This is a genomic window from Segatella copri (assembly GCF_009495355.1).
In the GTDB taxonomy this organism is placed as follows: domain Bacteria; phylum Bacteroidota; class Bacteroidia; order Bacteroidales; family Bacteroidaceae; genus Prevotella.
Genome location: NZ_VZAD01000052.1, coordinates 22,240 through 47,082 on the forward strand (window position 1 = coordinate 22,240; position 24,843 = coordinate 47,082).

20 protein-coding genes, 1 pseudogene and 1 riboswitch are annotated in these 24,843 nt (G+C 46.0%); of the genes and pseudogenes, 9 read left to right on the forward strand and 12 right to left on the reverse strand.

The genetic code is table 11. The features are described 5' to 3' along the window. The first annotated feature begins 253 nt into the window (after positions 1–253). Positions 254–2,581, forward strand: coding sequence for a TonB-dependent receptor domain-containing protein (locus F7D20_RS06025; RefSeq protein WP_158463268.1), 2,328 nt, complete (start codon positions 254–256; stop codon positions 2,579–2,581). A gap of 50 nt (positions 2,582–2,631) precedes the next feature. Then, positions 2,632–3,225, forward strand: a complete 594-nt coding sequence (locus tag F7D20_RS06030) for a hypothetical protein (protein ID WP_158463269.1) — start codon at positions 2,632–2,634, stop codon at positions 3,223–3,225. Between the two features lie 6 nt (positions 3,226–3,231). Here the strand turns inward: F7D20_RS06030 and F7D20_RS06035 are convergent, their stop codons facing one another. After that, positions 3,232–3,990 (reverse strand): helix-turn-helix transcriptional regulator, encoded by a 759-nt coding sequence (locus F7D20_RS06035; RefSeq protein ID WP_158463270.1) that lies wholly within the window; start codon positions 3,988–3,990, stop codon positions 3,232–3,234. Between the two features lie 282 nt (positions 3,991–4,272). Between F7D20_RS06035 and F7D20_RS06040 the strand changes: the two genes are divergently transcribed. Then, complete coding sequence (locus F7D20_RS06040) at positions 4,273–4,794, forward strand: ferritin (protein ID WP_134843744.1); 522 nt, start codon at positions 4,273–4,275, stop codon at positions 4,792–4,794. Positions 4,795–5,116: 322 nt separating this feature from the next. Here F7D20_RS06040 and F7D20_RS06045 read toward each other — a convergent pair whose 3' ends face one another. Next, positions 5,117–7,390: a TonB-dependent receptor domain-containing protein gene (locus F7D20_RS06045; protein ID WP_194253506.1), complete on the reverse strand. Its 2,274-nt coding sequence runs from the start codon at positions 7,388–7,390 to the stop codon at positions 5,117–5,119. Positions 7,391–7,834: 444 nt separating this feature from the next. On the opposite strand from F7D20_RS06045, the pseudogene F7D20_RS13060 reads away from it, so the two are divergent. After that, positions 7,835–8,020, forward strand: a pseudogene (locus tag F7D20_RS13060) (hypothetical protein); the annotation flags it as partial. Here the strand turns inward: F7D20_RS13060 and F7D20_RS06055 are convergent. From F7D20_RS06055 to F7D20_RS06100, 10 genes are all read right to left on the reverse strand, one after another. Further along, entirely contained in the window at positions 7,997–8,560 is a 564-nt protein-coding gene (locus tag F7D20_RS06055; protein ID WP_158463272.1) for a hypothetical protein, read from the reverse strand. The pseudogene F7D20_RS13060 and the gene F7D20_RS06055 sit on opposite strands and share 24 nt — an antisense overlap. After that, positions 8,557–9,642 carry a DKNYY domain-containing protein gene (locus F7D20_RS06060; protein ID WP_194253507.1) on the reverse strand — a complete coding sequence of 362 codons (1,086 nt, stop codon included), beginning with the start codon at positions 9,640–9,642 and terminating at the stop codon, positions 8,557–8,559. Before F7D20_RS06060 ends, F7D20_RS06055 begins: the two co-directional genes overlap by 4 nt. Positions 9,643–9,964: 322 nt before the next feature. Beyond that, on the reverse strand, positions 9,965–10,225 hold the full coding sequence (locus F7D20_RS06065; protein WP_334641319.1) for a type I restriction-modification system subunit M N-terminal domain-containing protein: 261 nt from the start codon (positions 10,223–10,225) through the stop codon (positions 9,965–9,967). Positions 10,226–10,238: 13 nt separating this feature from the next. Continuing rightward, positions 10,239–10,451, reverse strand: a complete 213-nt coding sequence (locus tag F7D20_RS06070; protein WP_117720283.1) for a helix-turn-helix domain-containing protein — start codon at positions 10,449–10,451, stop codon at positions 10,239–10,241. Positions 10,452–11,057: 606 nt separating this feature from the next. Further along, positions 11,058–12,266, reverse strand: a complete 1,209-nt coding sequence (locus F7D20_RS06075; protein ID WP_228114119.1) for an ABC transporter substrate-binding protein — start codon at positions 12,264–12,266, stop codon at positions 11,058–11,060. Positions 12,267–12,618: 352 nt separating this feature from the next. Continuing rightward, on the reverse strand, positions 12,619–13,752 hold the full coding sequence (locus F7D20_RS06080) for a PKD domain-containing protein (protein WP_158463274.1): 1,134 nt from the start codon (positions 13,750–13,752) through the stop codon (positions 12,619–12,621). Positions 13,753–13,755: 3 nt separating this feature from the next. After that, positions 13,756–14,967, reverse strand: coding sequence for a DUF4465 domain-containing protein (locus F7D20_RS06085; RefSeq protein WP_158463275.1), 1,212 nt, complete (start codon positions 14,965–14,967; stop codon positions 13,756–13,758). Between the two features lie 15 nt (positions 14,968–14,982). Further along, positions 14,983–15,390 (reverse strand): hypothetical protein, encoded by a 408-nt coding sequence (locus F7D20_RS06090; RefSeq protein ID WP_158463276.1) that lies wholly within the window; start codon positions 15,388–15,390, stop codon positions 14,983–14,985. 101 nt (positions 15,391–15,491) lie between these two features. Next, positions 15,492–16,631 (reverse strand): YncE family protein, encoded by a 1,140-nt coding sequence (locus F7D20_RS06095; protein ID WP_194253508.1) that lies wholly within the window; start codon positions 16,629–16,631, stop codon positions 15,492–15,494. Between the two features lie 81 nt (positions 16,632–16,712). Continuing rightward, on the reverse strand, positions 16,713–18,626 hold the full coding sequence (locus tag F7D20_RS06100) for a TonB-dependent receptor plug domain-containing protein (RefSeq protein ID WP_158463278.1): 1,914 nt from the start codon (positions 18,624–18,626) through the stop codon (positions 16,713–16,715). Positions 18,627–18,750: 124 nt separating this feature from the next. After that, a riboswitch (cobalamin riboswitch) is annotated at positions 18,751–18,962 on the reverse strand. Positions 18,963–19,278: 316 nt separating this feature from the next. Between F7D20_RS06100 and F7D20_RS06105 the strand changes: the two genes are divergently transcribed. The 5 genes from F7D20_RS06105 to F7D20_RS06125 all read left to right on the forward strand — a co-directional run bounded on the left by F7D20_RS06105 (position 19,279) and on the right by F7D20_RS06125 (position 24,793). Further along, positions 19,279–20,622 carry a TolC family protein gene (locus F7D20_RS06105; RefSeq protein WP_228114120.1) on the forward strand — a complete coding sequence of 448 codons (1,344 nt, stop codon included), beginning with the start codon at positions 19,279–19,281 and terminating at the stop codon, positions 20,620–20,622. Between the two features lie 73 nt (positions 20,623–20,695). Next, complete coding sequence (locus F7D20_RS06110) at positions 20,696–21,880, forward strand: efflux RND transporter periplasmic adaptor subunit (RefSeq protein WP_158463279.1); 1,185 nt, start codon at positions 20,696–20,698, stop codon at positions 21,878–21,880. A 75-nt stretch (positions 21,881–21,955) separates the two neighbouring features. Beyond that, positions 21,956–22,738, forward strand: a complete 783-nt coding sequence (locus F7D20_RS06115) for an ABC transporter ATP-binding protein (protein WP_158463280.1) — start codon at positions 21,956–21,958, stop codon at positions 22,736–22,738. A gap of 28 nt (positions 22,739–22,766) precedes the next feature. Then, positions 22,767–24,005 carry an ABC transporter permease gene (locus tag F7D20_RS06120; protein WP_158463281.1) on the forward strand — a complete coding sequence of 413 codons (1,239 nt, stop codon included), beginning with the start codon at positions 22,767–22,769 and terminating at the stop codon, positions 24,003–24,005. 80 nt (positions 24,006–24,085) lie between these two features. Then, positions 24,086–24,793, forward strand: coding sequence for a LytR/AlgR family response regulator transcription factor (locus F7D20_RS06125; protein WP_158463282.1), 708 nt, complete (start codon positions 24,086–24,088; stop codon positions 24,791–24,793). The last annotated feature ends 50 nt before the right edge of the window (positions 24,794–24,843 follow it).

Genomic DNA, 24,843 nt, shown 5'->3' on the forward strand with positions numbered 1-24,843 from the left:
TCATACATAACAATAATAATATTGTCTCGCCGTTATATAAGAAAAACACAAGTAATGACCAAGCATAAGATAAAAAATGCTTTTATCTTATTTATCCCCTATCACCAAACGCTATTTATCCTTTCTTTTTATACACAAAAGTGTAATTCTTAAGCCGCACTCTTGAGAAATACACTTTTGTGTCAAAGGCTTTTTCCTTTAAAGCAATACTTTTGCAGCAGAAAAATAAAAAAACAAGCAAAACTGTAGCAATATGAAGGAAAAAGTAATTTTGACCACAGCGTTGTGCCTCTCGGCTATGACTCCGATGATGGCGCAGAATATCACCGGTAAGGTGATGGATATGAAGGGCGAGCCTTTGGCGTTTGCCAATGTAGTTTTATTGAATAGAACAGACTCGGCTTTCATCAAGGGCGCTGTGAGTGGAGAGGATGGCAGCTTTGTCATCGACTCTTCCTGCAACGGCGGAATCATCAAGGTGACATCCGTAGGCTATAAGACCGTCTGCAAGGATTGCACTGGTGAGAATGTGGGCATTATCAAGATGGAAGAAGACAGCAAGATGCTCGGCGAAGTTGTCGTGAAGTCATCCCTGCCTAAGACAATCCTGAAGAATGGCGGAATGACGACAACCGTTGTCGGCTCCGTACTTGAGAAGGCAGGAACCATGGAGAACCTGCTCGACCGCATCCCTAACGTGTCTGCCCAGAATGGCAGCATCAAGGTATTCGGTCGCGGTGAGCCTGTTATCTATATCAATGGACGACAGATGAGAGACAAGAGCGAACTGGACCGTTTGCATTCCGACAACATCAAGTCGGTGGAAGTCATCACTAACCCTGGTGCCCGTTATGCAGCCAGCACCAAGGCTGTCATCCGTATTACAACGAAGAAGATACAAGGCGAGGGATTCGGATTTGACGCTACAACAGAAGGATCGTACGACGAGAAAAAGAACATTGGAGGATATGGCAGGCTGAATATGTATTACCGTAAGAACGGATTAGAGCTGGGCGCATACGCCTTTGGGGCAAAGCAATACCAGCCAAACAATCAAGACTTACAGCAGAAGACTTATCTTGACAAGACCTGGAACCAGAAGAGTGAAAACAGACAAGTAAGTATAGTAGAAGCCATGAACTTCCGTCTGGATGCCAGCTACCAGTTGGATGCCAACAACTCTATAGGTGCCAACTTTGGCTTTCTGAGAAATCCGAAACAGACCTGCGAAGCCAATATGATTACTGCTATATGGCAAGACGATGAACAAACGGAAAGCTCTGACAGCCACGGTAGTTTCTTCGAGCAGAAGAGCACTCTTTCAAGCAATGTTTACTATGTAGGAAAGATTGGCAAACTCGGCATCGACTTCAATACCGACTGGCTTTGGTCGAAGAATAACGAGGACGTTGTTACAAAAGAGCAATATCAGGAAGTGGGGATGGACGCGCAGAGCCAGACGGTTCATAGCCTTACTGACAAGAAATATCGTTTGTTGGCTTCCAAGTTGGTGCTTTCCTATCCTTTGTTGGGCGGTGAGTTATCTTTGGGTGGTGAATATTCCAACACGCATCGCACATCCAAGTATCAGGTTGTGCCAACCAACTTCGTGTCGGATGATGACAGCCGTATAACAGAAAGCATGGCTTCTTCATTCTTGGCATATTCAAGGGATTTCGGAAACGTGAGCATGGAGGCAGGACTGAGATACGAGTACATCGACTTCAACTACTATGAATACGGCAAGTATGTGCCTGGGCAAAGCAAGTCGTATGGCAATTGGTTCCCATCGCTCAGCTTGTCGATGCCTGTAGGCAAGGTACAGATGCAGTTGAGCTATGCTACCGACATCGACCGCCCTCCCTATCATGACTTGCGCAGCGGCATACAGTATGACAACCGCTACACGTATGAAACGGGAAATCCATTCTTAGTGTCTGAGATAAGCAAAAATCTTAACTATGAATTGGCTTACAAGTGGTTGACTTTCAATATGACCTACAGCCATACTTCGCATACGATGATGTCGAATATGGAGACTTACAAAGACAATCCTGCAATAGGACTGCTTAAGCCTGTGAATGGAAAGGCATATAATCATGTAGAAGCATCCGTCAACTTATGCCCTTCGTTTGGCATTTGGCATCCTACATTTACGGCATCTGTGGCAAAGCAGTGGCTTGATATGGATGCACATGATGGCAAAATATCCAACAATCCGATGGCAGTATTCAACTTTAATAACACCTTCGACACCAAGTTGGCAATGTTAACGTGGATGATGTCGTATACCACTAAAGGATATGATAGAAATATATGTTTGTATAAACCAAGATTTTGTACCAATGTATCTGTATATAAGTCTTTCTTGAAAGACCGTTTGTCGTTCCAGCTCTTTGTCTATGATTTGTTTAGAACTGACATGAGCCACATGATTGCTCATTTTGGCAAAATGAAGGACATGATTGTTGATATACAGTCAAAAAGCAAAGTGTCGCTTACTGTACGGTATAAGTTCAACACTACAAGAAGCAAGTATAAGGGTACGGGTGCAGGAGAAAGCCAGAAGAACAGAATGTAATCTGTCTGCAGCATCCGATAATGGTGTAATGACAATAAATCTCTCTATAAATGAACAACCCAATAAAATTGTTGATTAGTGGTGCAGACTTGGGAGGCTTGATAGCCTCCTGTGCCTTGCGCCATGACTTCCATAAAAGCTCTCGGCAGGAAGCTAGATTTCAAATCTATCGCATAGAAAATGATACGCTGACGATGAAAGATGTGGATGCATGCGACTTGTCGGGCATCCGATATGCGGTGAATGCAACCTTGCATGACAACGAAGCCTCGTTTGCTTTCGATGAGAAATGCAAGGAGCAGGGCATCCCCGTTATCCATGCCGTCAATCTTGGCAAGGCTGCCTTTCTCGCTGTAGAGAAACCGAAAGGCTATCCATTCAGCGAAGTAGTGAAAAAAGGAACGGATGATTTCCGTTGCTCACTGGGCAAGTATATCTCGCAGTACGGTATGTTCTGGCAGATGCCTGTGCCTTGGGTGGATGAAGCCATCAGGCATTATTCTGAGGAGTCTTTCCCGCTACTGGGCATCGGGGCATATATTGCCGCCGGCTATTGTGCCAACATTCTCGCAAACCTTGCGGAAGGCAAGGAGGTGAAATACTTCCCCAAGTTCTATCTCTCGCCATTGTTGGAAGAGATATGATTGCGATTATATCATCTGATAGTTCGTGGCATGAAACAGCGCCTCGGCAATGTTCTTCACGCCAAGCTTAGCGAAAAGGTTGCGCTTGCAAGCCTTTATCGTATCCACCGACTTGCATAGTCGATCGGCAATATCATTCATCGTGTAACCTTGGGCAGACAATCTCAAAACATCTCTCTCAGTCTCGCTCAAGGTTATGCCTTCTTTCTTTTCCCACTTGTGGCGCAATGTGGAATATTCATAATAGCCGCGCTCACCATTCTTCTGCATGATGATATGTCCCGGTTCATCGGTTGCCGCCAACGATACGGTGCAGAGGGCAAGCCAGATTCTTCCATCATCAGAAAGAAGTATCGGAGTGAGGTGATGATGAATCAATCGGCTATGCCTGCCATTGGTAAGATGAAAGTCGCACGAGATGGTATAGTCCAGACGGTCGCCCACAGGCAATTCATTGAAAAGATCAAAACCTTTCTTGTTCACTTCGAGCAGCATCTGCAGGTCGGCATCCGGAACATGGTCTATATACATCTGATAGCCTGCGTCCATCAACTGCTCCGGTTTCAATCCGCAGAGATAAGCGAGGTTATCTGACGCATAGATGAAGTCCTGATGAAAATAGTCGATGATATAGACACACTGGTAGGTGCTGCGGGCAAAAGCTTTTGCCGCATTCACCAATAATTCTATCTTGTCGTAATCTTCTCTGTTGATATGATTCACCTCATTGGAATGGAGAAAGAAATCGTCTTTTTCTTTATTCATAAGCTATTCTGAATATTCGTCCGCAAAAGTACAAGATTTTATTTGATTACAACTCTATGGTATTGTTTTATTACAGATAATTAACTCAACTTTCGTACACGCGAAAGTTGAGTGACCATACTTTCAGAAATTGAATCTTCCAGGAATAAAATTTTCCTAATACTTTTTGTCATTTCAAATAAAAGCCGTAACTTTGCGATGTGCTTGAAAGAAAAGGCAAAGAATTGCCATTCTTCATATATGGTACAAACAAAAAGTCTAACCCTTTAAATTTAGAAAACCATGCTAAATAAGAAAGTAGAAGAGGCGCTCAACGCCCAGATTAATGCAGAGATGTGGTCAGCTTACCTATATTTGTCTATGGCGGCATATTGCCATGCCAACGGCAACCCTGGTATGGGTAACTGGTTCCAGGTTCAGTTTCAGGAGGAGCAAGACCATGCCAAGATTATGTTCAATTACATCATCCAGCGTGGCGGTCACGTGGAATTGAAGGCTATTGATGCCGTTCCTACCACATGGGAGAATCCATTGGATGTCTTTGAGTCAACCTTGGCACACGAGCAGAAGGTTACCTCCCTCATCAACAACCTCTTCGCTCTCACTACCCAGGAGAATGACTATGCCACACAGAGCATGCTCAAGTGGTTTGTAGATGAGCAGGTGGAGGAAGAAGAGAACGCCCAGAACATCATCGACAACCTTCGCATGATTAAGGACAACGGCTATGGTCTATACATGCTCGACAAGGAGCTTGGCGCAAGAGTCTATACCCAGGCAGCGCCATTGGCCAACAAGGCGTAAAATGAGAATATAATCAAGATCCTTTTAGAACTGATAGTTAGATAGTGTAACTCGCTCTAAATAGGACTTTGATTGAATATCAAGAAGTTGGGCGTTTGCCTATATTTATAGGTAACAATATGGAAACGAGCGGACTACTGCTCGTTTCTGTATTTTGCAATATGCAAAGAACGCCTTAATTCGAGGACAAAGATTCGATAATTTTCTAAATATCCAATGAATTACGATGAGAATTTTATGGCAATTGCACAAACACCTGCATTGCATGGAGTCATGTTGATGTATAATTGTTATTTATCTCATTTTAAAGAACATCGTAGAATTACATTCTATCCTTCTGGCTTTGACCTGCTCCTGTACCCTTATACTTGCTTCTCGTAGTATTGAACTTATAGCGGACTGTCAGTGAGATTTTACTTGTTGAGAACTCATCGAAGATGGTTTCCTTCAGTTTGCCGTATTTACCTATGATGTGACTGTCGTTCGTGCCAAACACGTCGTTGACATAAAGCTGGAAAGTCAGGCAGTCCTTCAGAAAGCTTTTGTATATTGACACGTCGGTGTTGAACATCGGCTTGTAGATATAAAGGTTCTCCTCATATCCCTTTGTGATGTAAGTCATCATAACGGAGAACATCGCCCATTTCGTATCGAAGGTGTTGTTGAGCTTTAGCTCAGCTACAGGTTTGTTAAGATTATGTCCGTCCCTTGTCTCCAACTTGAACCATTGCTTCTCAACCATAGCTGACAGCATAGGATGCCAGATGCCAAAGGCAGGCTGCAAGTTGAGCATAGAAGACACATTGTTGTAAGATTTGCCATTTATCATCCTCATCAATCCGATGGTGGCATTGTCCTTATACATCTCTACTGTCTGATATATCGGATCGGATACATGTTCATAAGTCAAGTTGAAAGTCAACCATTTATAGGCGAGGTCGTAACTGATATCTCTTGAAATCTCTGAGACAAGAAACGGATTACCGGTTTCGTATGTATAATGATTGCTATATTGCACACCGCTTCTTAATACCCAGTAGTTAGGACGATCGATGTCGGCTGCATAGCTCAGCTGCATCTGTACATTGCCGATTGGCATAGAAAGGCTGAGAGATGGAAACCAATTGCCGTAATTCTTGCTTTGCTCCGCCATATACTTACCATCGTCATAATACTTGAAGTCTACATTCTCGTATCGCAATCCAGCTTCCATGTTCAGCTTGCCAAAGTCACGACTATAGATAACGAACGCAGAAGATATGCCTTCTTTAATGCGGTCTCTTACATTGTCGGAAAGAGTGTTTGGTATGATGGCGTAGTTGGTGTTACGATTGGTGAACGAATACTCGCCTCCTACCGACAAGTCACCACCCAAAAGCGGATAAGAGAGCACCATTTTGGAAGCTATCAGGCGGTTGTACTTTGAAGTGGTACTGTTTACAAGTTGGTTTTGTATTTCAGAGTTTACCTCCTGATAATGCTCATCTATATTGTTTTTATTGTTTCCTTTAGACCAAAACCAGTCGGTATTGAAGTCAATACCCAATTTCCCTACCTTGCCTACATAATATATATTGCTTGACAAGTTGCTATTCTGTCCAAACTCCGATCTAATAGAAGTGTTGGTCTCCGTCAATACTTCATCTCTCAGCACAGAGCCTTCCGTCTTTCCGTCTGTTATCAGCTTTGGATTGCGCAAGAAACTAAAGTTTGCTCCCAACGAATTGTTGTCGTCAAACTGATAACTGACATTCAAGCGAGAACTAAAAGTTTCGGTTTTGTTCTTCCAACGTGTTTTATCCTGCTGATTCCATATCTTGTCGAGATATGTCATTTGCTGTAAGTCTTTCTCGTCTGGCGATGATTGTTTTGCGCCATAGGCATAAGCGCCAAGCTCCAATCCGTTCTTTCGGTAATACATATTCAGCCTGCCATATCCTCCCATGTTCTTTTTCTCGTCATACGATCCTTCTGTTGTAGCGTCAAATCCGAATCCATCGCCTTGTATCTTCTTTGTGGTGATACGTATAACAGCCTTAGTGCTTGCAGCATAACGAGCACCTGGGTTGGATATTACTTCAACCGACCTGATGTTGTCCGAACTTAAACGGTCGAGTTCGCTTCTGTCTCTCATCTGTCGTCCGTTGATATAGATGATAGGCTCGCCACGTCCAAACACCTTGATATTGCCATTTTGTGCAGATACGTTAGGTATGCGGTCGAGTAGATGCTCCATTGTTCCTGCCTTTTCAAGGACAGAACCAACAATAGTAGTCATCATTCCCCCATTCTTCAAAATGGTCTTTGGCAAAGATGATTTTATCACGACTTCATCGAGCATCTTGCTGTCTTCTTCCATCTTGATAACTCCCACATTCACACCTTTGCAGTCCTTGAAGATAGTCTTATAGCCTACAGAAGTTACCTTGAGGATTCCACCGCTACAAGATGAGTCGATAGAAAAACACCCATTCTCTCCACTCACAGCCCCATTGACGAATGTTGAATCTTGACGGTTTAGTAGCACTACATTTGCAAATGCCAAAGGCTCTCCCTTGGCATCTACAATCTTTCCTGAAATGTTTTGCGCCATCATCTGGGACATTGTTGAGAGACACACAACTATTGTAAAGAAAAACTTTCTCATAATACTACTTTTTAATCAAACATACTTTTTCGTAAATGTGGTCAAACATTTATACTAACGTAAGTAAACTGCAATTATTTGCCTCATTTTGTATTCCTGGTGCAAAGATATAAAGACTTTTTTTTACCGAGTAATTTTTCGGAAATATTTAAATTGCATTAAACTACGTTGTACGTGATTATACTTTGCATAATAACGCTAAAACGACATTTTCACTTACTTTTTTTTACGGTTTACCTGCATCTTTATTCTATTTGATTCATTAATAAGTTGTCTTGCTACACTATCTTTATAGAATGCAATCTCAATCATTTTGTGGTAGTGATAGACGGAATCTTCATACACATCAACTTGGGTTCTTAATTTATCAATTATGTCTTCGTCTCGTTGGACATCGAAAAGCATTTTTCTGTTTGCCAAGATGAGAAAGTTATAGATGATGTAAGAAATCGTGTTGCTGCCTACGAGGATTCTATACGCCATCATCATGAAATGGTTGAAATGGCTACTTATAAAATTTCAAAGATTATAAGCCCCGAATTTTCTACCACTGCTTCATTTTCTGTTTTTTGGAATTAGCGTTATTGATTCAAGTTTGGCAACATTGGCCGAGATAGGTTTGATAGTCAGCCTTACATCGTACTGTTCAGGGAGTAGCTTTACATTTGGGTATTGGTTGAGATTGTAACTTCTCCTAAATGGAGTTTCGTTATAACGGAAACATACCTCAACTATTCTACTTGTTGAATATCCCCTCAGCTGAGTTGTCAATGTTGTCGGTTTGATAGACCCCGCTTTTACATTCCAATAGACAAAAAGCACAAGAAAAGTAGAAAGACCGCCAACAGTAGCAAATTTCAAATACTTGCCATATTGGGATTTTCGGGAAATGATAAAACAACCGACAGCAACAAGCCATACGACAATCATCAAGAAATCATATACACGGTTGGAGATAAGGAACCCTCTTGAAAGCCATAAAACTGCACCCATAAGCGCGATAATCGCCAATAAAAAATAGTCAATCGACCGTGAACGTATCGACTGATATATCCATTTGCCTATGCCATAAGCAATAGCGATTCCGACTATATAGCGCAGCATGATTTCCATACTCATTTTCCATATTTCTTTTTCAGATATTCACGCAGTTTGGGAGAATCCTTGCCTTCATATATTCGGTTGCGGTCGAACACCGTCCAACTGTCGCCGTCCGGGAATGTCATCTTCTCAAAACTTCCAGGGTCAGCACCTTGAATGATGGAGTCGTTCCAAAACACATGTTTGTCATCTTTCCCATAGTTGAAATCTCCCCCGAAACCTCCCTCGGACACAGGCTGGAAAGTTTTGGGATTTGCCCCGACAACTAATTGGGAACTCCACCAGACATGCGATTTATCCTTGTACCAGTTGTCGGAAATATGCTCGAAAGTCGCGACATCGGCTTTAGGAAGGATATTAAAATGGGAATCGTAGATATTCGTTCCGTCGGAATACATCAAACGGCCTACTTCGGTGAGTTTGGAATAATCTTTTATTTGGGTTGGAATCCCTTTATTGTAAGCCCTGTGCTTGTCTTGCCCTATATAGAAGTCCACTTCCTTGAACGTCGCAGGGTCAGCACCGGGAACCTCCTTGTCCATGAAAAACACTTTGTGCTTGTCAGCGGCATAGTCTCCTGATTGGTCCGGAGTCTTTGCTTCAATCGGGTGGAAAGTCTCGTAATCGATATCTGTAATCACACCTCCTGCAAGGTAGTATCCATTGTATTTGTCTTTTGCCCAATGAGTTTCCCAAGAATCTGAACTGCCTAAGATTTTGAATGTCGATTTATCTCTTACGTTCAGTGCTTTCCCATCCCAATAAAAATCGTTGGCATCTTCTGCAAAATAGTAGGAATGCACTTTGAATGTTGCCGGATGCGCCTTTTCTATCAATTTACCGGAAACATATACATGCGTATTGTCTGCTGCATACGATTTGGTAAGCACACGGAACGAGCCGCCATCGGCACCATTGATAATATCGCCCTCGTAGAATGCGTGTTTCTTGTCTCGACCATAATCATCATTCAGTATTTCAAAAGTCTTTGGGTCTGCATCAACATGACTTGAAGTATAACCGCTTCCTTCATTCCACGTATTCCATGTTACCTCCTTACCATCGTTTTTATATCCGACAGAACATGAAACTAGGGTCATCAATACCAAAAGTATTGATGTAATGAATATAGATTTCTTAGGAGTTTGCGAACCTAACTTACTTTGTGCTGTTGCTCCGAATGCTATAAGCAGGGAGCAAAATATTAACATAAATCCCTTCATAGCTACATTATAATTTGCAAATATTATATGAAACCTTTGTCCCGAAGTCGAAGATTATTTTCAAACCAGAAGAAAGGTCTTTCTCAATACCCTTTACCTCGCAATAATAACGATGTTGTGCAAACGCATTGCCAACATTACAAATAAGGCATAAAGCCAATAAATATTTCATAATAGTCTTACTCATTTCTTTCTTGTTTTATAGTCCTTGTGATACTTTGCTATACACTTGTTGGAAAACTCTTTCATTGATGGCATTCTGGAAGCTCTTGTTGTCAAGTTGTTCTTTCATCTGTATAACTGCATCCTTTGTCGGTTCAAGCAGCACGTCAATGCGGCGCAACACCAACATAGGCAGAATGACCTTCTTGTAATCGCCTTTGTTGAATGCGTTCACAAGTACATCATTGGCTATGTTCCAGATGAACGAGAACAAAAAGTTATATTGTGACTGTTCCATTATGTCTTGTCTTTTATTTAGTACTACGTTCTTTCGCGTCTGAGATAAGTTCCTTCATATCCACAGACAATATCTGTGCAATTTCAAGAAGCGTTGTAAGGTTGGGTTGGGTACGATTGCACACATAGGCATTGACCGTACTAAAACTCTTGCCCATTTTCTTGGAAAGCCAAGTTTGGCTTATTCCTTTCTCCTCTAAAACTGCCTTTATGCGATTTAACTTCATATGTTTATTGCATTTTACCATACAAAAATAATAATTTATTGCGATAATCTATTATAAAAAGCAAAAATTTAGCATTTTAATATAAGATGATTTTAGCCGAAGATACCACAAATCCGACTTTTTATACTTATTTTAGAGGCTTTATAGCTCTGTTTATAGGTTTTGGCTTAAAAGTAAAGTTGTAATTTTCTAAAGAGATAGGCAAACGCCCAACTTCTTGATTTTCAATCAAAGTCCAATTTAGAGCGAGTTATGCCTTATAACCCAAAGAAAAAGGTCGCTTAATACTGGTGAAATCTTTCTCTTATACTATATAAAAGTTCTGTTTAGCCTATAAAAGTTCTATTCAAAGGCTTTGAATGTCCGTTCAGAGTCTTTGAATGTCCGTTCAGAGCCTTTGAATGTACGTTCAGAGCCTTTGAATGTACGTTCAAAGCCTTTGAACGGAGATTTCAATGTGATTTAATGATTTTTGTTTGTGGTTTAACGATTTTAGTTGACCACTCTAAGTATTATTGACAATACGAGTAGACTCGGTTATGCCTTATTTATAATTCACATTGACTTACTTAATTTTTAGTCATCTTTACAGTTGACTACTTATGTCTATAGTCGCAAATAATACCTCAATGCTCCCAACGAACGGGTGGTCTCGGGATGCGAGAGGATGATAAACTCTCGAAGCAGGCGCTCGGGATGAAAACTGGTCTGCTCGAAATAAGGCTGCGAACTGGTGCTTGCCTGAAAGACTCGCCCCGTCTTCATCGCCTTCAGCTGGCTGTAGCCGGGATATTCCTGCAGCAACTCGGCACGCGAGAGAGGATGGTCGCCCCAATACTTTGTCGCCCAGACATCCACCTTGTCAGCCTTTGCCAAAATCTGCTCAGGACTCATGGGAAGACTGCCGCTATGGGTATCGTCGGCAAAGAGATAACGGGCATGAGCATCCTGCAGCAAGGTGCCTATGGTGCTGCGTCCGCCAGAAACATACCACACACTTCCCGTCTTGCGCTCGGTAAGGATGGAATAGCCTAAGGGCAATTTGGCTGCAAAGGCTTTCAAATGGAGATAAGATTTCTCTATGCCGTTAAAAAGACTGGTAGCCTTTTCGGAACCGTAGAGCAAGCCGTAAAACTTAATCCACTCAGAACGGCCCAAGGGCGAGGTCTCCATATAGTCGGCAGCCTCGATGATAGGTATTTGCAAGGCCGATAGTTTGCCGTAACCGCCGCTGTTCTCGAAGGGCGAGAGAAGCAGGGCATCGGGACGGAGCGACATGATGCGCTCGATATCTGGCTGCATGCTGGAACCGCAGTTGGATATGTAGGGACGAGACTTGTGTGAAGTACGCCTCTGAACATCGGGAATAAGGATGTACTCGAGGTCGCAGACACCCGCGATGGCTTGCTGACGGCCCAGCTCGTAGAGCAGCTGACAATGGGCTGAAGTGGTGATGATGCTCTTCGTCAGGGGTGTGCGCAGGATGTCGCAGGGTGTTGTTCCTGTTATTGCTGTCTTCTGGTCGGCCAGTTTCTTAGCCACCTCGTCGCCTTCTGCCCCCTTGGGAACGAGTAGATAGCGATGAAGCTCCCCACCCTGTTTCCAGGGATTGAGCACCACAGCCTCAGTATAACCCTTGTGGCGAATGAGTTGTAAGTACTTGGCATAGTCGAGTTGGATGGTGTCGCCCGAAGCCTGAGCTGTAGCAGTTCGGTTTCCGCACGAGTTGAACAACAGCATAAAGCCAGAGAGCCATACCAGCACACAGAGCGCCAGCATATTATAATGTTGATAATACCTTTTTGTAATTGACATGATTTTTTTTATAATGGAAGTTCAAGAAGTTAATCAAACTCAAGTTTCACATATGGTTCAAGTATGGGCTGAAGGCCCAGAAGTTCCTGAAGTTCCAGAAGCAGCACGCCCTGAAAGGGAAGAAGCTCTTAGCCCAGGGCATCGCCCTGGGTAATTACGGCAGCAAACCTGTCGCCCTGTAAGGGCAAAAGCTTTAAAATACCGGACAATATACAAAGCTTTTGCCCTTACAGGGCGCCTTGCTGATTGTCATTGTACCCAGGGCGATGCCCTGGGCTAAGAGCTTCTGCCCTTTCAGGGCGTGTGGGGCAAAACTTGCGAAACTTCAGTTAATCAACAACTACTTGAAAAATCAGAATACCACTTTCTTGCCCTTGTGGATGTAGATTTTGCCGCGTTCCACACGTTCCACCCTTTGTCCTGTAAGAGTATAGTAGGCAGCATCGCCCTGCATCTGGTGATCAGGAACCGTGGGGAGCTGGATGCCTGAAGAAGGACGTTTGCGAGGCGTGATGATGTAGGGATTGTCGTCGTAGCCTTCCACGAGATGTAGGTCTACCACGGAACTGACCTCTGTAGAAGTCTCTCCTAACCATCCGCAATACTGGAAGATGCCCGTCTTTACACGGATGAAATCAATATGGTCAAGAACTACTTGATTGCCCTCATCATCTACCGCCCAGTTGATATCGAAGGAAGAATAGAGTGAATCGGTGGCGGGACAAGCATCCGCATAGCCATAGGCATCCTTGGCATAACGATACTGCACCCAATAGGTACCCTTTCCACTGGTATCGATGGCATTGTTGGGCAACTTACCACCCTTAAAAGTCAGTTCATCCTTACCTTCCCAAAGAGGCCAATACGACTGACGATGATAAACATTCTTGCAATGATAGCCGGTAGAATCACGGCGTTCACCATTCTTGTCTGTCCACGAACATTCCCATTTGATATAATTATCGTGGGAGGGGCCGAACTGCGAATGTTCACCGCTTTCCGCCGTAGGCTTGTGATAAGTGATTTCGAAGTCATGGATTTCGGAGGTATAGTATTCCGAGCCTGCAAGCTCATACCATTTTGCCGACTCCAAGTTCTTGCCGACTCCCACATATACGATACCTGGTTCGATGGAACCACCAATCGTAGCTGCACCATAAATTGGGTCAGCGTTAGCGTAGAATCCATTGCCCAATACAAGGAAGTCTGAACCCGGCTTGTTTTCGATGGCATGATCGAACTTCACTGTGATATATCCGCCGAAGGTACCAAGATGAACAAGCGCATCACTGTTCAACTGTTCCTCACATCTCTGATTGACCTCCTCTTGGGTAGTGTTCTCATCAGCAGAAGGCAATGTATTAACAAATTGCCCTGGAGCAGGATGATATTCCAAGACTTTCACTTGCTGAGTCTGTGCCTGTCCACAAAGGCCAAGCACAGACAAGACAGAAGTCAATATAACTTGTTTTATACTTAAAACCATAAATTATTTATAGATTTCAATATCATCGATTACAAGATATGCAGGAGCAGCAAAGCCATAACCATTGTCTTGATCCTTAGAGAACTCATAGTTAATTTTCAAGGTATTGATTTTACCAAGAGAAGACAAGTCAACATAAGCCCAATCGGTCAAAGCTTTCTTACCATCCTGAATACGATACTTCACCATACCCTGAGAGATACCGGCAGCATCGAAGCCCTCGAATGTTACATCGATAAAGGTGTCATCAGTAGCTGACTGGTTGAAGCTATCGCCTTGTGTCAAAGAATGGAGGAAATAAGAGTTGTTGGTAATCCACAAACCCTTGACTTGGCGAGCAACACCATCCTGGAAGTCAAATACAGGACGAGAATCTGTTGCGAACTGGCTTCCATCGCTATAACCATATGTTACAATGAAGTTATCACCAGAGTGAGCAGGAGTTTCTGTAGGCAGAGAAAGCTGCGTATTGGGGCCACCATTTGCAATATCACAATGATAATTAGAAACAGCAGCTCCACCTGACCAATAAGCCCAACTACCATATGCATTATTCAACTTCGAGTGCAAAGATGTCACTTCGTCTGTCCACTCATAGACACCTTCGTCTTTAGAAAAGCCACCGCCATCAGCTCCATAAAGTAATGGACCACCATATTCAGGTGTATCAATCAAAGCACTCCACTTGCTGCCCTCGAAGTCAATCGTACAATAAGGTGCCTCCTTGACAAGCCCCATCACGCTATACTGGGCAGTACGCTCATTGAAGACAACGAGCACTGAATCCTGCTGATAACCACTCTCGATAGTATAGAACTTAGTGCTTCCCTTAGTTGCAGTACCAGACACTGCGATAGGAGCATTAGCATCCCCCTCTGGACCGAAATAGAGGTCGGAACCTGTATTGGTGGTTGCCAGGAACTTGAAAGTATCATCAGCCTTCGGCATCAGTTTACCAGCCCACATATAGTCAGCGATAAGGCTCATGCCCTTGAACTGGAAAGTAGTTGCCTTACCAAAAAGGCTAACGCCCTTTAAGTTAGACTTATATACAGGAGCCTGAGCAGGCTGAGTTGGTTCATCATCGGTAACTGTGATGGTAGTGCTCTCCAAAGGGAAAGAATATTTCTGACCATTTGACTCAACTGTGAATGAAGTTTGCGCAGAGGCAACCAATGGCATTGCCATCAACAATGAAACAAATATCTTTTTCATACTTTTCTAATTCTTTTACTTGATTACTTTTCTTGTTTTACCATTACTCTTGATGATATAGATTTTGCCCGGTACAATATGTGAGGCTTTTGTACCATCTATATTGTAGATTTCCTCGACATTCTTGCCTTCAACAACTACGTTATCTTTGATTCCAGTAGGAGTGAAATCATGGCTTTCAGCTGTGATTTTCTCAACATCAGCACAGTCAGCCAAAACAAGTTGCTTGTTGTCAGCCATAGAGAGTACACATAGCTTTCCATCCTCGGTCTGAATCTTTGGTCGATCGGTGAAAGCCACATACTTGCTACCACCTGATTTAAGAGTCACGCATACCGCATTAAGCGTAGGTTTCTCTTCACCAGAGGCGAAAGCAGAAAGAGCAATGAAAGGCATTGCCATCATAAGTAAATACTTTCTCATAAATGAATTGTTTTTATGTTAATACTATGCCCTTACAGAGGGCGATTTTTCTTTATTTTAAAGTCACCTCAGAATCCCCAACATTTCATTAAAAATGTAATTTATGGCAAAGCCAAGAAGTGGGCGGGATTCAAGCCATCCAAGTAATACCTGTTGAGTAGCTTGCCTTGTCGGTCGAACTCATATACATAGGCATTGGTGGCATAACTTCTCGCATCCGACACATAGAGATGTCCCGAAAATGGAGAGATGTAGATACCATAAGGCGACTGCATCTGCCGGATGACTTCCTCTGCACCAGCATATTCTGCCAGTCCCTCTTCCACTTGCATGGAAGGCAAGCTAATGGTATGTATAGAGTATTGATATTCACCAGTATTATAGGAAAAGGCAGAACCTATGGTATAAAACTTTCCATCATACGTGCAGTTGTAGGTAGCTGGGAAATCAAATATTTTGAACTCCTCACTCTCCATGTTGAGCACTACAGACTTCGGTTCCACATCGTAGTAATCTCCACAAGAGTTGATGCAGATAAACTGTCCGCATTGCGACATCTTACCATAGAGATTGATGCAACCCGTGTCAATGCGCTTGAGTTCCTTCATCGTCTGGGCATCTATCACCGAAATGGTAGATTCATATTCATGCCCCTCTTGGAAAGAATACCCTCCGGTATTAGCTACGAAAAGACGCCCCTTGTAATAGGCAATGCCCTCCGGCTCATAACCCACATGGCAGGTATCCACGATTTCCTTCGTTCTCACATCCACCTTCGCCACATAACCATGGTTGGCATACGAGGTACAATAGAGGTAGTCGCCATCTGTAGCCAACTTGCGATTGTTCGGGATGTCTTCGGTGGCAGCTATTGCCCTTCCATCAGGATAGATATACTGGATGATGTTCGACCAGTTCACAGAGATGGCTATCAAGGTATCGTTTACCTGAATGATGTCATTGCCTGTGTCACCCAGACGATGCTTTGGATTTTGCTTCTGATACCACTTGTTGACGAGCGTTCCCTGATCGAGATAAGAGATGCAGGAGTTGTCCATGCCCCATAATCCCTCACAGAGTATCAAGAGCTTGTCCTCCGTCTTCGTAGGTGTAGAGATGACGACTTCATCGTTCACCTCCATACGGCAGCCCGAAAGTAAGATAACCAGCATCACTAGACAAATACCCCATCTGCCTCTGTGTTCTTGCCAGCCTTTATTTTTTATCAATTGAATCTTCATTCCAATCTTGAATTATTTGCAAGAGAATTATCTTTCCCTTCGGCCGATGACCGTTGGTTCTTCACTCTTGGTTCTTCACTTTTAAAGTTCAAACTTCACCGTACATTTCCAGTTTCTTCCTGGCATCGGATAGCGTTTCACCACCTCATGCCGAGAATCGGTCAGATTGTTGCATTCAAGGGTCGTTTGCAACACATACTTCCCTATCTTGAATCGCTTGTTCAACTTCAAGTCTATCGTGTACCAATCGCCCAACAGGTCGTCGGCATTATTGGACACCAACGCAAAGCGCTCACCTGTATAAAGGAATGAGGTGCAGAGCGAATAGGAATCATATCCCAAGTCAAGAATGACCGAACCCGAATGCATCGGTGAGTACGGAATGTAATTCTTGTACTCAGGATCGGAAGGCATCGTATAGTCCTTGTCTATCTGATAGGTATAGTTGGCATTAGCCGCCAATGAGAACTTGCCCCAGTCCTGATTATACCCACCAGAGAAAGATGCACCATACGACTTCACCTTGCCAAAGTTGACCATCGACCATCTGAACTGGCATTTCATCGGGATGGCAACAATCTTGTCGCTTATCTCGTTGTAATAGGCGTCAAGGGCCAGGTGCAGATGTTTGCCGCGATAGTCGACTCCCGCATCCCATTGCGAGGTGTATTCGGGCTGCAACTGGGTGTTGCCCACCAAGGTATAGTACAGGTCGTTGAGCGTGGGCACACGGAAGATGCGCTTGTGGAAAGCCCTGAGGATCCACCCGCCCTTTTTATACGAGAGCAGGAACATGGGCGTGAGCTTCTGCATGGCGTCAGCCTGTGCCACGGTATGATCCTGCACATGGGTGTAGAGCAGCGCCACATTGGCCTCCCATCCCTTGTACGAACCGATGAGCGAGAGGAGCGACTTGGAGTCGATGCGATAAACGTAGTTGAAGCGATAGACATCGCAGTCGAGGTCGGACCATCGCAGGTCTGTACTCGCTGTCAGCGAGAGATAGGTACTGTTGTAAGAGCCAGCCACAGAGGCGTATAAGTCCTGTTGGGTGTAGTGATTGTTGCAGTACATAGCGGCAGCATTGGTCGATGGGTCCTGCAGATAATGCAGATAGTCGAACGCATACTTCATGTTGGCCTTCAGACCGAAACGGCTCCACAATTTCTTGTACGAAGCCTGTGCGAAGAAATTCTGATCCCATTGCCGGTCTGTGGAATCCCATTGGTCGGAGAGTCGCCTGACGACAGGACCTGGCAAGCCCCTTTCGGAGTTATAATAATAGGTGTGGACCGACAGTCCCCGATAGAAGCCTGCTGCCTCAAGCCGGTAGAAGGTGATGTCGGAATTGTGACGGCGCCCTATCGTGTCTTCCGAAGCCGACTGGAACCGGAACTTATAGTCGCCGTCGCTGTGCTGATATTCGCCATCTACAAAGAGCCAGTTCTTCAAGGCGAAATAGAGCTTGGCTTTCTGCAGTCCAAACGATCCCAGTCCGTACTCGCCCGTCAGCATAGTGCGGTCGGGACGACGGGTCTGCATATAGACCGTAGCAGCCGAGGCGTACTCGGAAGCCGACTGCAGACGCTCGTTCCTGTTGGCGTTGTATAGCGACACAGACTCCATGTTGGACAAAGAGTACTTGCCCAAATCCACCTGTCCGTTCTGTGCGTTGGTGATACGAATGCCGTCGAGATACACGCCGACATGCTGCGATCCGAGCGACCGCACGTTGACGGTCTTCAGTCCGCCCAGTCCACCATAGTCTTTGATCTGCACGCCCGAGAAATACTTCAGGGCATCGGCCACGGAGGTGGTAGACAGGTTCTGCAGCATCTCGCCCTGGAGGGTCTGACTGGGTGTAAGGTAATGAGGGCGCTCGCCCACACACACCACCTCGTCGAGCGAGAGCGTGTCGCGATGAATCGTACCTACATTCTGCGCATGACAGGGCATCACACAGAGGCACAATAATCCTTTGCAGATTTTCTTCATCTTATCCTAAAAAACTTAATGGTTCTCCATCCCAAAACCTAACCCACGAGGCGGGATAGAATCATAGACAGAAAGCGTAAATACTTATAGTATGCTGATTGATACATACAGTGAGCACACACATTGTCTCTCTATGGCAACGGCAGGTCTTCTGGCTCGCGTCGTCAAACTCGTTCAAGCGGTCTTCCCGAAAAAATGTCAGTGACCATCATGCTTGCCCAATAAGACGCATACAGCAGCGGGACTGCTCAGGCTTCTCACCTGATTCCCTTTTCATCGCAACACCTCCTATTGCCTCAGCGGAACGAAGATAGTTGCGAACCAATTGCGGGTGCAAAGGTAAATAAAAAATATGAACCCGCCAAGGTTTCTTGTTTATTTTTGTTAAAAACTTTCAAGCATAATAAACCATTTACCCGAATTGTCATCTTTTTTAAGTGTAAGTCGCGAGGGGACAAGAAATCTCAGGAGTTAAGGAGTTAAGAAGTTAAGACAAATGCTTCAGTGGACTTAAGATTAAGCTCTAAACATTATACATCAAGGCTATTGGCTTTAACTTCTAACGACCGAAGGGAGTGATAACTTCTTTAACTTCTATAACTTCTGAATTTGCGAAAGTTCAATAGATATCAATAAATAATATATATTAAGGATGAGAAAAGTAAAAACAATCACAAAGGCAATCGTAGGCTTGATGATAGCCTCAATGCCCTTCTCGGCAGAGGCACGTCAATGGAGTCTGAAAGACTGCATCGACTACGCCCTGGCCAACAACATCTCGTTGCAGAAAACACGTTTGCAGGCACAGAGTGCCCACGAGGACTATCTGCAGTCGAAGGCAGCCTTGTTGCCATCGCTCAGCGCTTCTACCAACCAGAATGTCAACTACACGCCATGGGTAGCCAACGGCATCTCTGGTGACGGATACTCCAAGGCTTCCATCGACAAGGTGTACTACAACGGCACGTACAGCGTGATGGGCAACTACACCCTTTACGACGGCGGCAAGCGACAGGCGCAGGTGAAGCTCAACAAACTGGCGGGCGAGGCTGCACAACTCGATTCTGCCACACAGGCTGCCAAACTGCAGGAGCAGATAGCCCAGCTCTACGTCCAGATACTCTACTCCACCGAGGCCATCAACGTGAACCAGGAGAGCTATCAGTCGAGCTTGGAGAACGAGAACCGTGGCAAGGAGATGGTGAAGATCGGCAAGATGTCGAAAGCCGACTTGGCTCAGCTCACCGCTCAGAGAGCACAAGATGAATACAACATTGTGGAGGCAAAGAACAATGTGAGAAACTACAAGCGACAACTCAAGGAACTGTTGCAGATAACCGACGAAGAGGCTTTCGACGTAGTAATGCCCAACACGGCCGAGGCGATGGCGCTGGCTGAGATTCCTGCCCTGCAAAGTGTTTACACGGCTGCTCTCGACCGTCGACCCGAGATGAAGGTTTATCAGAACCAGTTGGCACAGAACGACCTGGACGTGAAGATAGCCAAGGCTGGCAAACTGCCAACCATCGGTTTGAATGCAGGATTGTCTACGAGTACAACTTCCATGAATACAAACAGTTGGGGTTCACAGATAAAGAACAACTTCAATGTGGGCGGTGGTTTCAGCGTGAGCATTCCGCTCTTCGACAACCGACAGACAAAGACAGCTGTCAACAAGGCTTGCATCCAGCAACAACAGATTCTTCTCGACATGAAGAACGAGCAGACACAGCTCTACTCCACCATCGAGAACTACTGGCTGCAGGCCAACACCAACCAGAGCCAATACCAGGCTGCCAAAGTGAGCCGCGAGAGCGCACAGGAAAGCTACAACCTGCTGAGCGAGCAGTTCCGCTTAGGTCTGAAGAACATCGTGGAACTTCGCACGGGCAAGGACAACCTGTTGCGTGCCCAGCAGAACGAGTTGCAGGCAAAATACCTCGCTATCCTCAACCTCGACATGCTGAAGTTCTATCAGCAAGGAAGAATCTTGTAAAGGTAAAAAGGTAAAAGAGTAAAAAGGTAAAAAGGTAAAAAAGTAAAAAAGTAAAAAAGTAAAAACATTCAATATGAAAAAGCTGAAGATAAGCAAAGTTTGGATTGCCATGACAGTCGTGGTAATCATAGCCGTGGCTGCCTGGGCACTCTCAGGCGGAAAGGAAAAGGAAGAAATCAACTTCAAACAGGAGAAGGTGAGTCTGCAGACCCTGCAGAACAGCGTGACTGCCACTGGTACCATCGAGGCGGTGACAAGTGTCACCGTGGGTACACAGGTATCAGGTATTGTCAACAAACTCTACGTTGACTACAACAGCCAGGTGAAGAAGGGCCAGGTCATCGCCGAACTCGACAAGACCAATCTGCTGAGCGAGCTCAACACCGCCAAGGCCAACATGGCAAGCGCCCAGAGTCAGCTCAACTACCAGAGCGCCAACATGAAGCGCTATCAGACCCTCTACCAGAAAGGACTCGTCAGCGCCGACGACTATGAGAACGCCCTCCTCACCTATCGACAGGCCAAGGAGGAGGTGGCCACAGCCAAGGAGCAGGTGCAACGTGCGCAGACCAACTTAGGCTACGCCACCATCACCTCGCCTATCGACGGAACCGTTATCTCGAAGAGTGTGGAGGAAGGTCAGACCGTGGCTGCCAGTTTCAACACTCCTGAGCTCTTCACCATCGCCAAAGACCTGACCAACATGCAGGTAGTAGCCGACGTGGACGAGGCTGACATAGGTGCTGTGAAGGAGGGCGACCGCGTTACCTTCACCGTCGACGCTTATCCCGACGACACCTTCGAGGGTACGGTGAAGCAGGTGCGTCTGCAGGCCACGACAACCAACAACGTGGTAACCTACGAGGTGGTGATCAGCGCACAGAATGCCGATCTGAAACTGAAACCGGGACTCACCGCCAATGTCACCATCTACACGCAGGAACGTACTGGCGTACTGGCTGTAGCCAACAAGGCGCTGCGCTTCACACCTACCAAGGAAACCGTAGGCAAAGACATGAAGATAGTTGACTGCAAGGGCAAGAACAAGGTGTGGACCCTCGACGGCAAAACCCTTACCGCTCACCCAGTGAGCATCGGTCAGACCGACGGAATGCATACAGAGATAACAAAGGGACTGAAGGCCGGTCAGCAGATTGTGACCGAAATCGTGGTGAACACACCCGAGGACGACAGCGACGACCAGCAGCAAAGCCAGGGACTGATTAGCGGACCGGGTCCAAGGGGAAAGAAGAAGTAAGGGTTTGCTGTCACTTCTCAACCCAGCTAAAGTTTATTCTGAACCCAGCGAAAGTTCAATAAAAGTACAATCATCATGTCAGAAAACATAGAAAACAAAGCCAGCCAAGACCAGAAGAAGGTCGTGATAGAGCTCGACAACGTAAGGCGCGACTTCCTCGTAGGCGACGAGACGGTTCATGCCCTCAAGGGCGTGAGCTTCAAGATCTACGAGGGCGAGTTTGTCACCATCATGGGTAAGTCGGGATCGGGCAAGTCTACCCTGCTCAACCAGTTGGGTTGTCTCGACACCCCATCGAGTGGCGAATACTACCTCGACGGCGTGTCGGTACGCACCATGTCGCGTTCGGAGCGTGCCGTGCTGCGCAACCGCAAGATAGGTTTTATCTTTCAGAACTATAACCTCCTGCCCAAGACCACGAGCGTGGAGAATGTGGAACTGCCCTTGATGTACAACCCCTCGGTAACAGCCGAGGAGCGCAAGCAGAGGGCGATAGAGGCGCTGAAGGCCGTAGGACTGGGCGAACGTCTCTATCACAAGAGCAACCAGATGTCGGGTGGACAGATGCAGCGTGTGGCCATAGCCCGCGCCCTGGTCAACAACCCAGCCGTCATCCTTGCCGATGAGGCAACGGGCAACCTCGACACACGTACAAGTTTCGAGATTCTCGTGCTCTTCCAGAAGCTCTACGCTGAGGGACGTACCATCATCTTCGTGACCCACAACCCCGATATTGCCAACTATTCGAGCCGTAACATCGAGTTGCGCGACGGTCACATCATCAGCGACGAGTACAATCCGCACATCCTCTCTGCCGCAGAGGGTCTCGCTGCCCTGCCGGCGAATACGGATGAGTAATTTTTCAATATTAATGATTTAAAATGCGATGAATTATCAGAATCTATTCAAGATAGCCATCAGGGCGATCGCAGCCAACAAGATGCGGTCGTTTCTCACGGCTTTGGGAATCATTATAGGTATTGCTGCCGTCATCACCATGCTCGCTATCGGACAGGGCAGCAAGGCAAGCATCAAGGCCAACATCGCCGAGATGGGAAGCAATATGATCATGATTTCGCCGGGTGCCGACATGAGGGGCGGTGTGAGACAGGACGCCTCTGCCATGGAGACCCTCAAACAGGCTGACTATCAGACTATCAAGGACGAGTGCAACTACATCTCTGCCATCTCGCCTACCGTCAACAGCAGCGGTCAATGGATCAACGGCAACAACAATACGCAAAGTTCCATCTACGGTGTGAACCAAGACTACCTGAGCATCCGACAGCTCAAGGTGGCCGACGGTGAGATGTTTACCGACAACGACATCAAGGCGGCTGCCAAGGTGTGCATCCTGGGACAGACTGTGGTGGATTATCTCTTCCCCGACGGCAGCGACCCCGTGGGCAAGGTGGTGCGATTCAACAGCATCCCATTCCGTGTGGTGGGTGTGCTGAAGAAGAAGGGCTACAACTCCATGGGCATGGACCAGGACGACCTGGTGCTGGCGCCCTACACCACCGTGATGAAACGCATCCTGGCCCAAACCTACTTAGGCGGCATCGTCTGCTCGGCGATTACCGAGGAAGCTTCGCAACCGGCTCAAGACCAGATAACGGAGATCCTGCGACGCAACCATAAGCTCAAGGACGCCACCGATACGACCGAGGCAGACGAGGACGATTTCAACATCCGTTCGCAGGAGGAGATTTCGAGCATGATGAACTCCACCATGTCGACCATCACCATCCTTCTTGGTTCTGTGGCAGGCATCTCGCTCCTCGTGGGCGGTATCGGCATCATGAACATCATGTATGTGAGTGTGACGGAGCGCACCCGTGAGATTGGTCTGCGCATGAGCGTGGGAGCACGTGGTGTCGACATCCTCAACCAGTTCCTCATCGAGGCCATCCTGCTGAGTGTGACGGGCGGTGTGATAGGTGTGCTGTTGGGAGTCAGTCTGTCGGTAGGACTGCAACAGTTCCTGCACGTAGCCACGCAGATAGAGCCCTGGAGCATCATCATGAGCTTTGCTGTTTGTACCTTCACAGGTGTCTTCTTCGGCTGGTATCCTGCCAAGAAAGCTGCCCGCCTCGACCCTATCGAAGCCATCAGATACGAATAAAAATCTCTCGCTATTCTGCACAATAATTTCCCAATTGGGACGTTATTGTAGCAGAAAAGAACAAAAAACCACTATAAAACATGATACTAAACTGTGTCGTTATTGACGATGACCCAGAGGCTCTGAACCAGATAACGAGCCACATCAAGCGTACACCAACCCTACAACTTATTGGTGCTTATACCAGTGCGCGGGAGGCTGTAAGAGACGTGAGGAACGGACATGTCGACGTGCTCTACCTTGCCATACAGATGCCCGAACTGAGCGGCATTGAGTTTGCCCGTCTCGTGCCCGAGAGTTGCCGTCTGGTCTTCACCACGGCCTACAAGGAGTATGCCTTCGACGGTATCAAGGCTGGAGCTGCCGACTATCTGCTCAAACCCATCAGTTTCGAAGACTTTCAGGAGTCGTACAAGCGAGTGAGGGCTACCTTTGACGAATACCAGTTGCAGGACCCGATAGAGCGCGACCGCTGTTTAGTAGCCAGGGTTGAGAATAAGTTTGTCCGCATCGACCTCGACGATATTCTCTACATCGAGAGCATGAACGACTATGTGCGTTTCCATCTCACACAGGGCCGTAAGGTCACGACCTTCTCCAACCTCAAGCGACTGGAGAGCCGTCTGCCCCGCCAGCAGTTCAAGCGCATCCATCGTTCTTTCATCGCCAACCTCTGCCGCATGGACTCCATCGGTCACATGCGCATCTTTTATGGCGAGACCAGCATCCCTATCTCTGATTCCTACAAGGATGCCGTCTACCAGTTCGTCAACTCGCATTTAGCATAAGGGAAGGAGATTCTTTGGGGGAAATTTGATGAGAAGATTAAAAGTTTAGT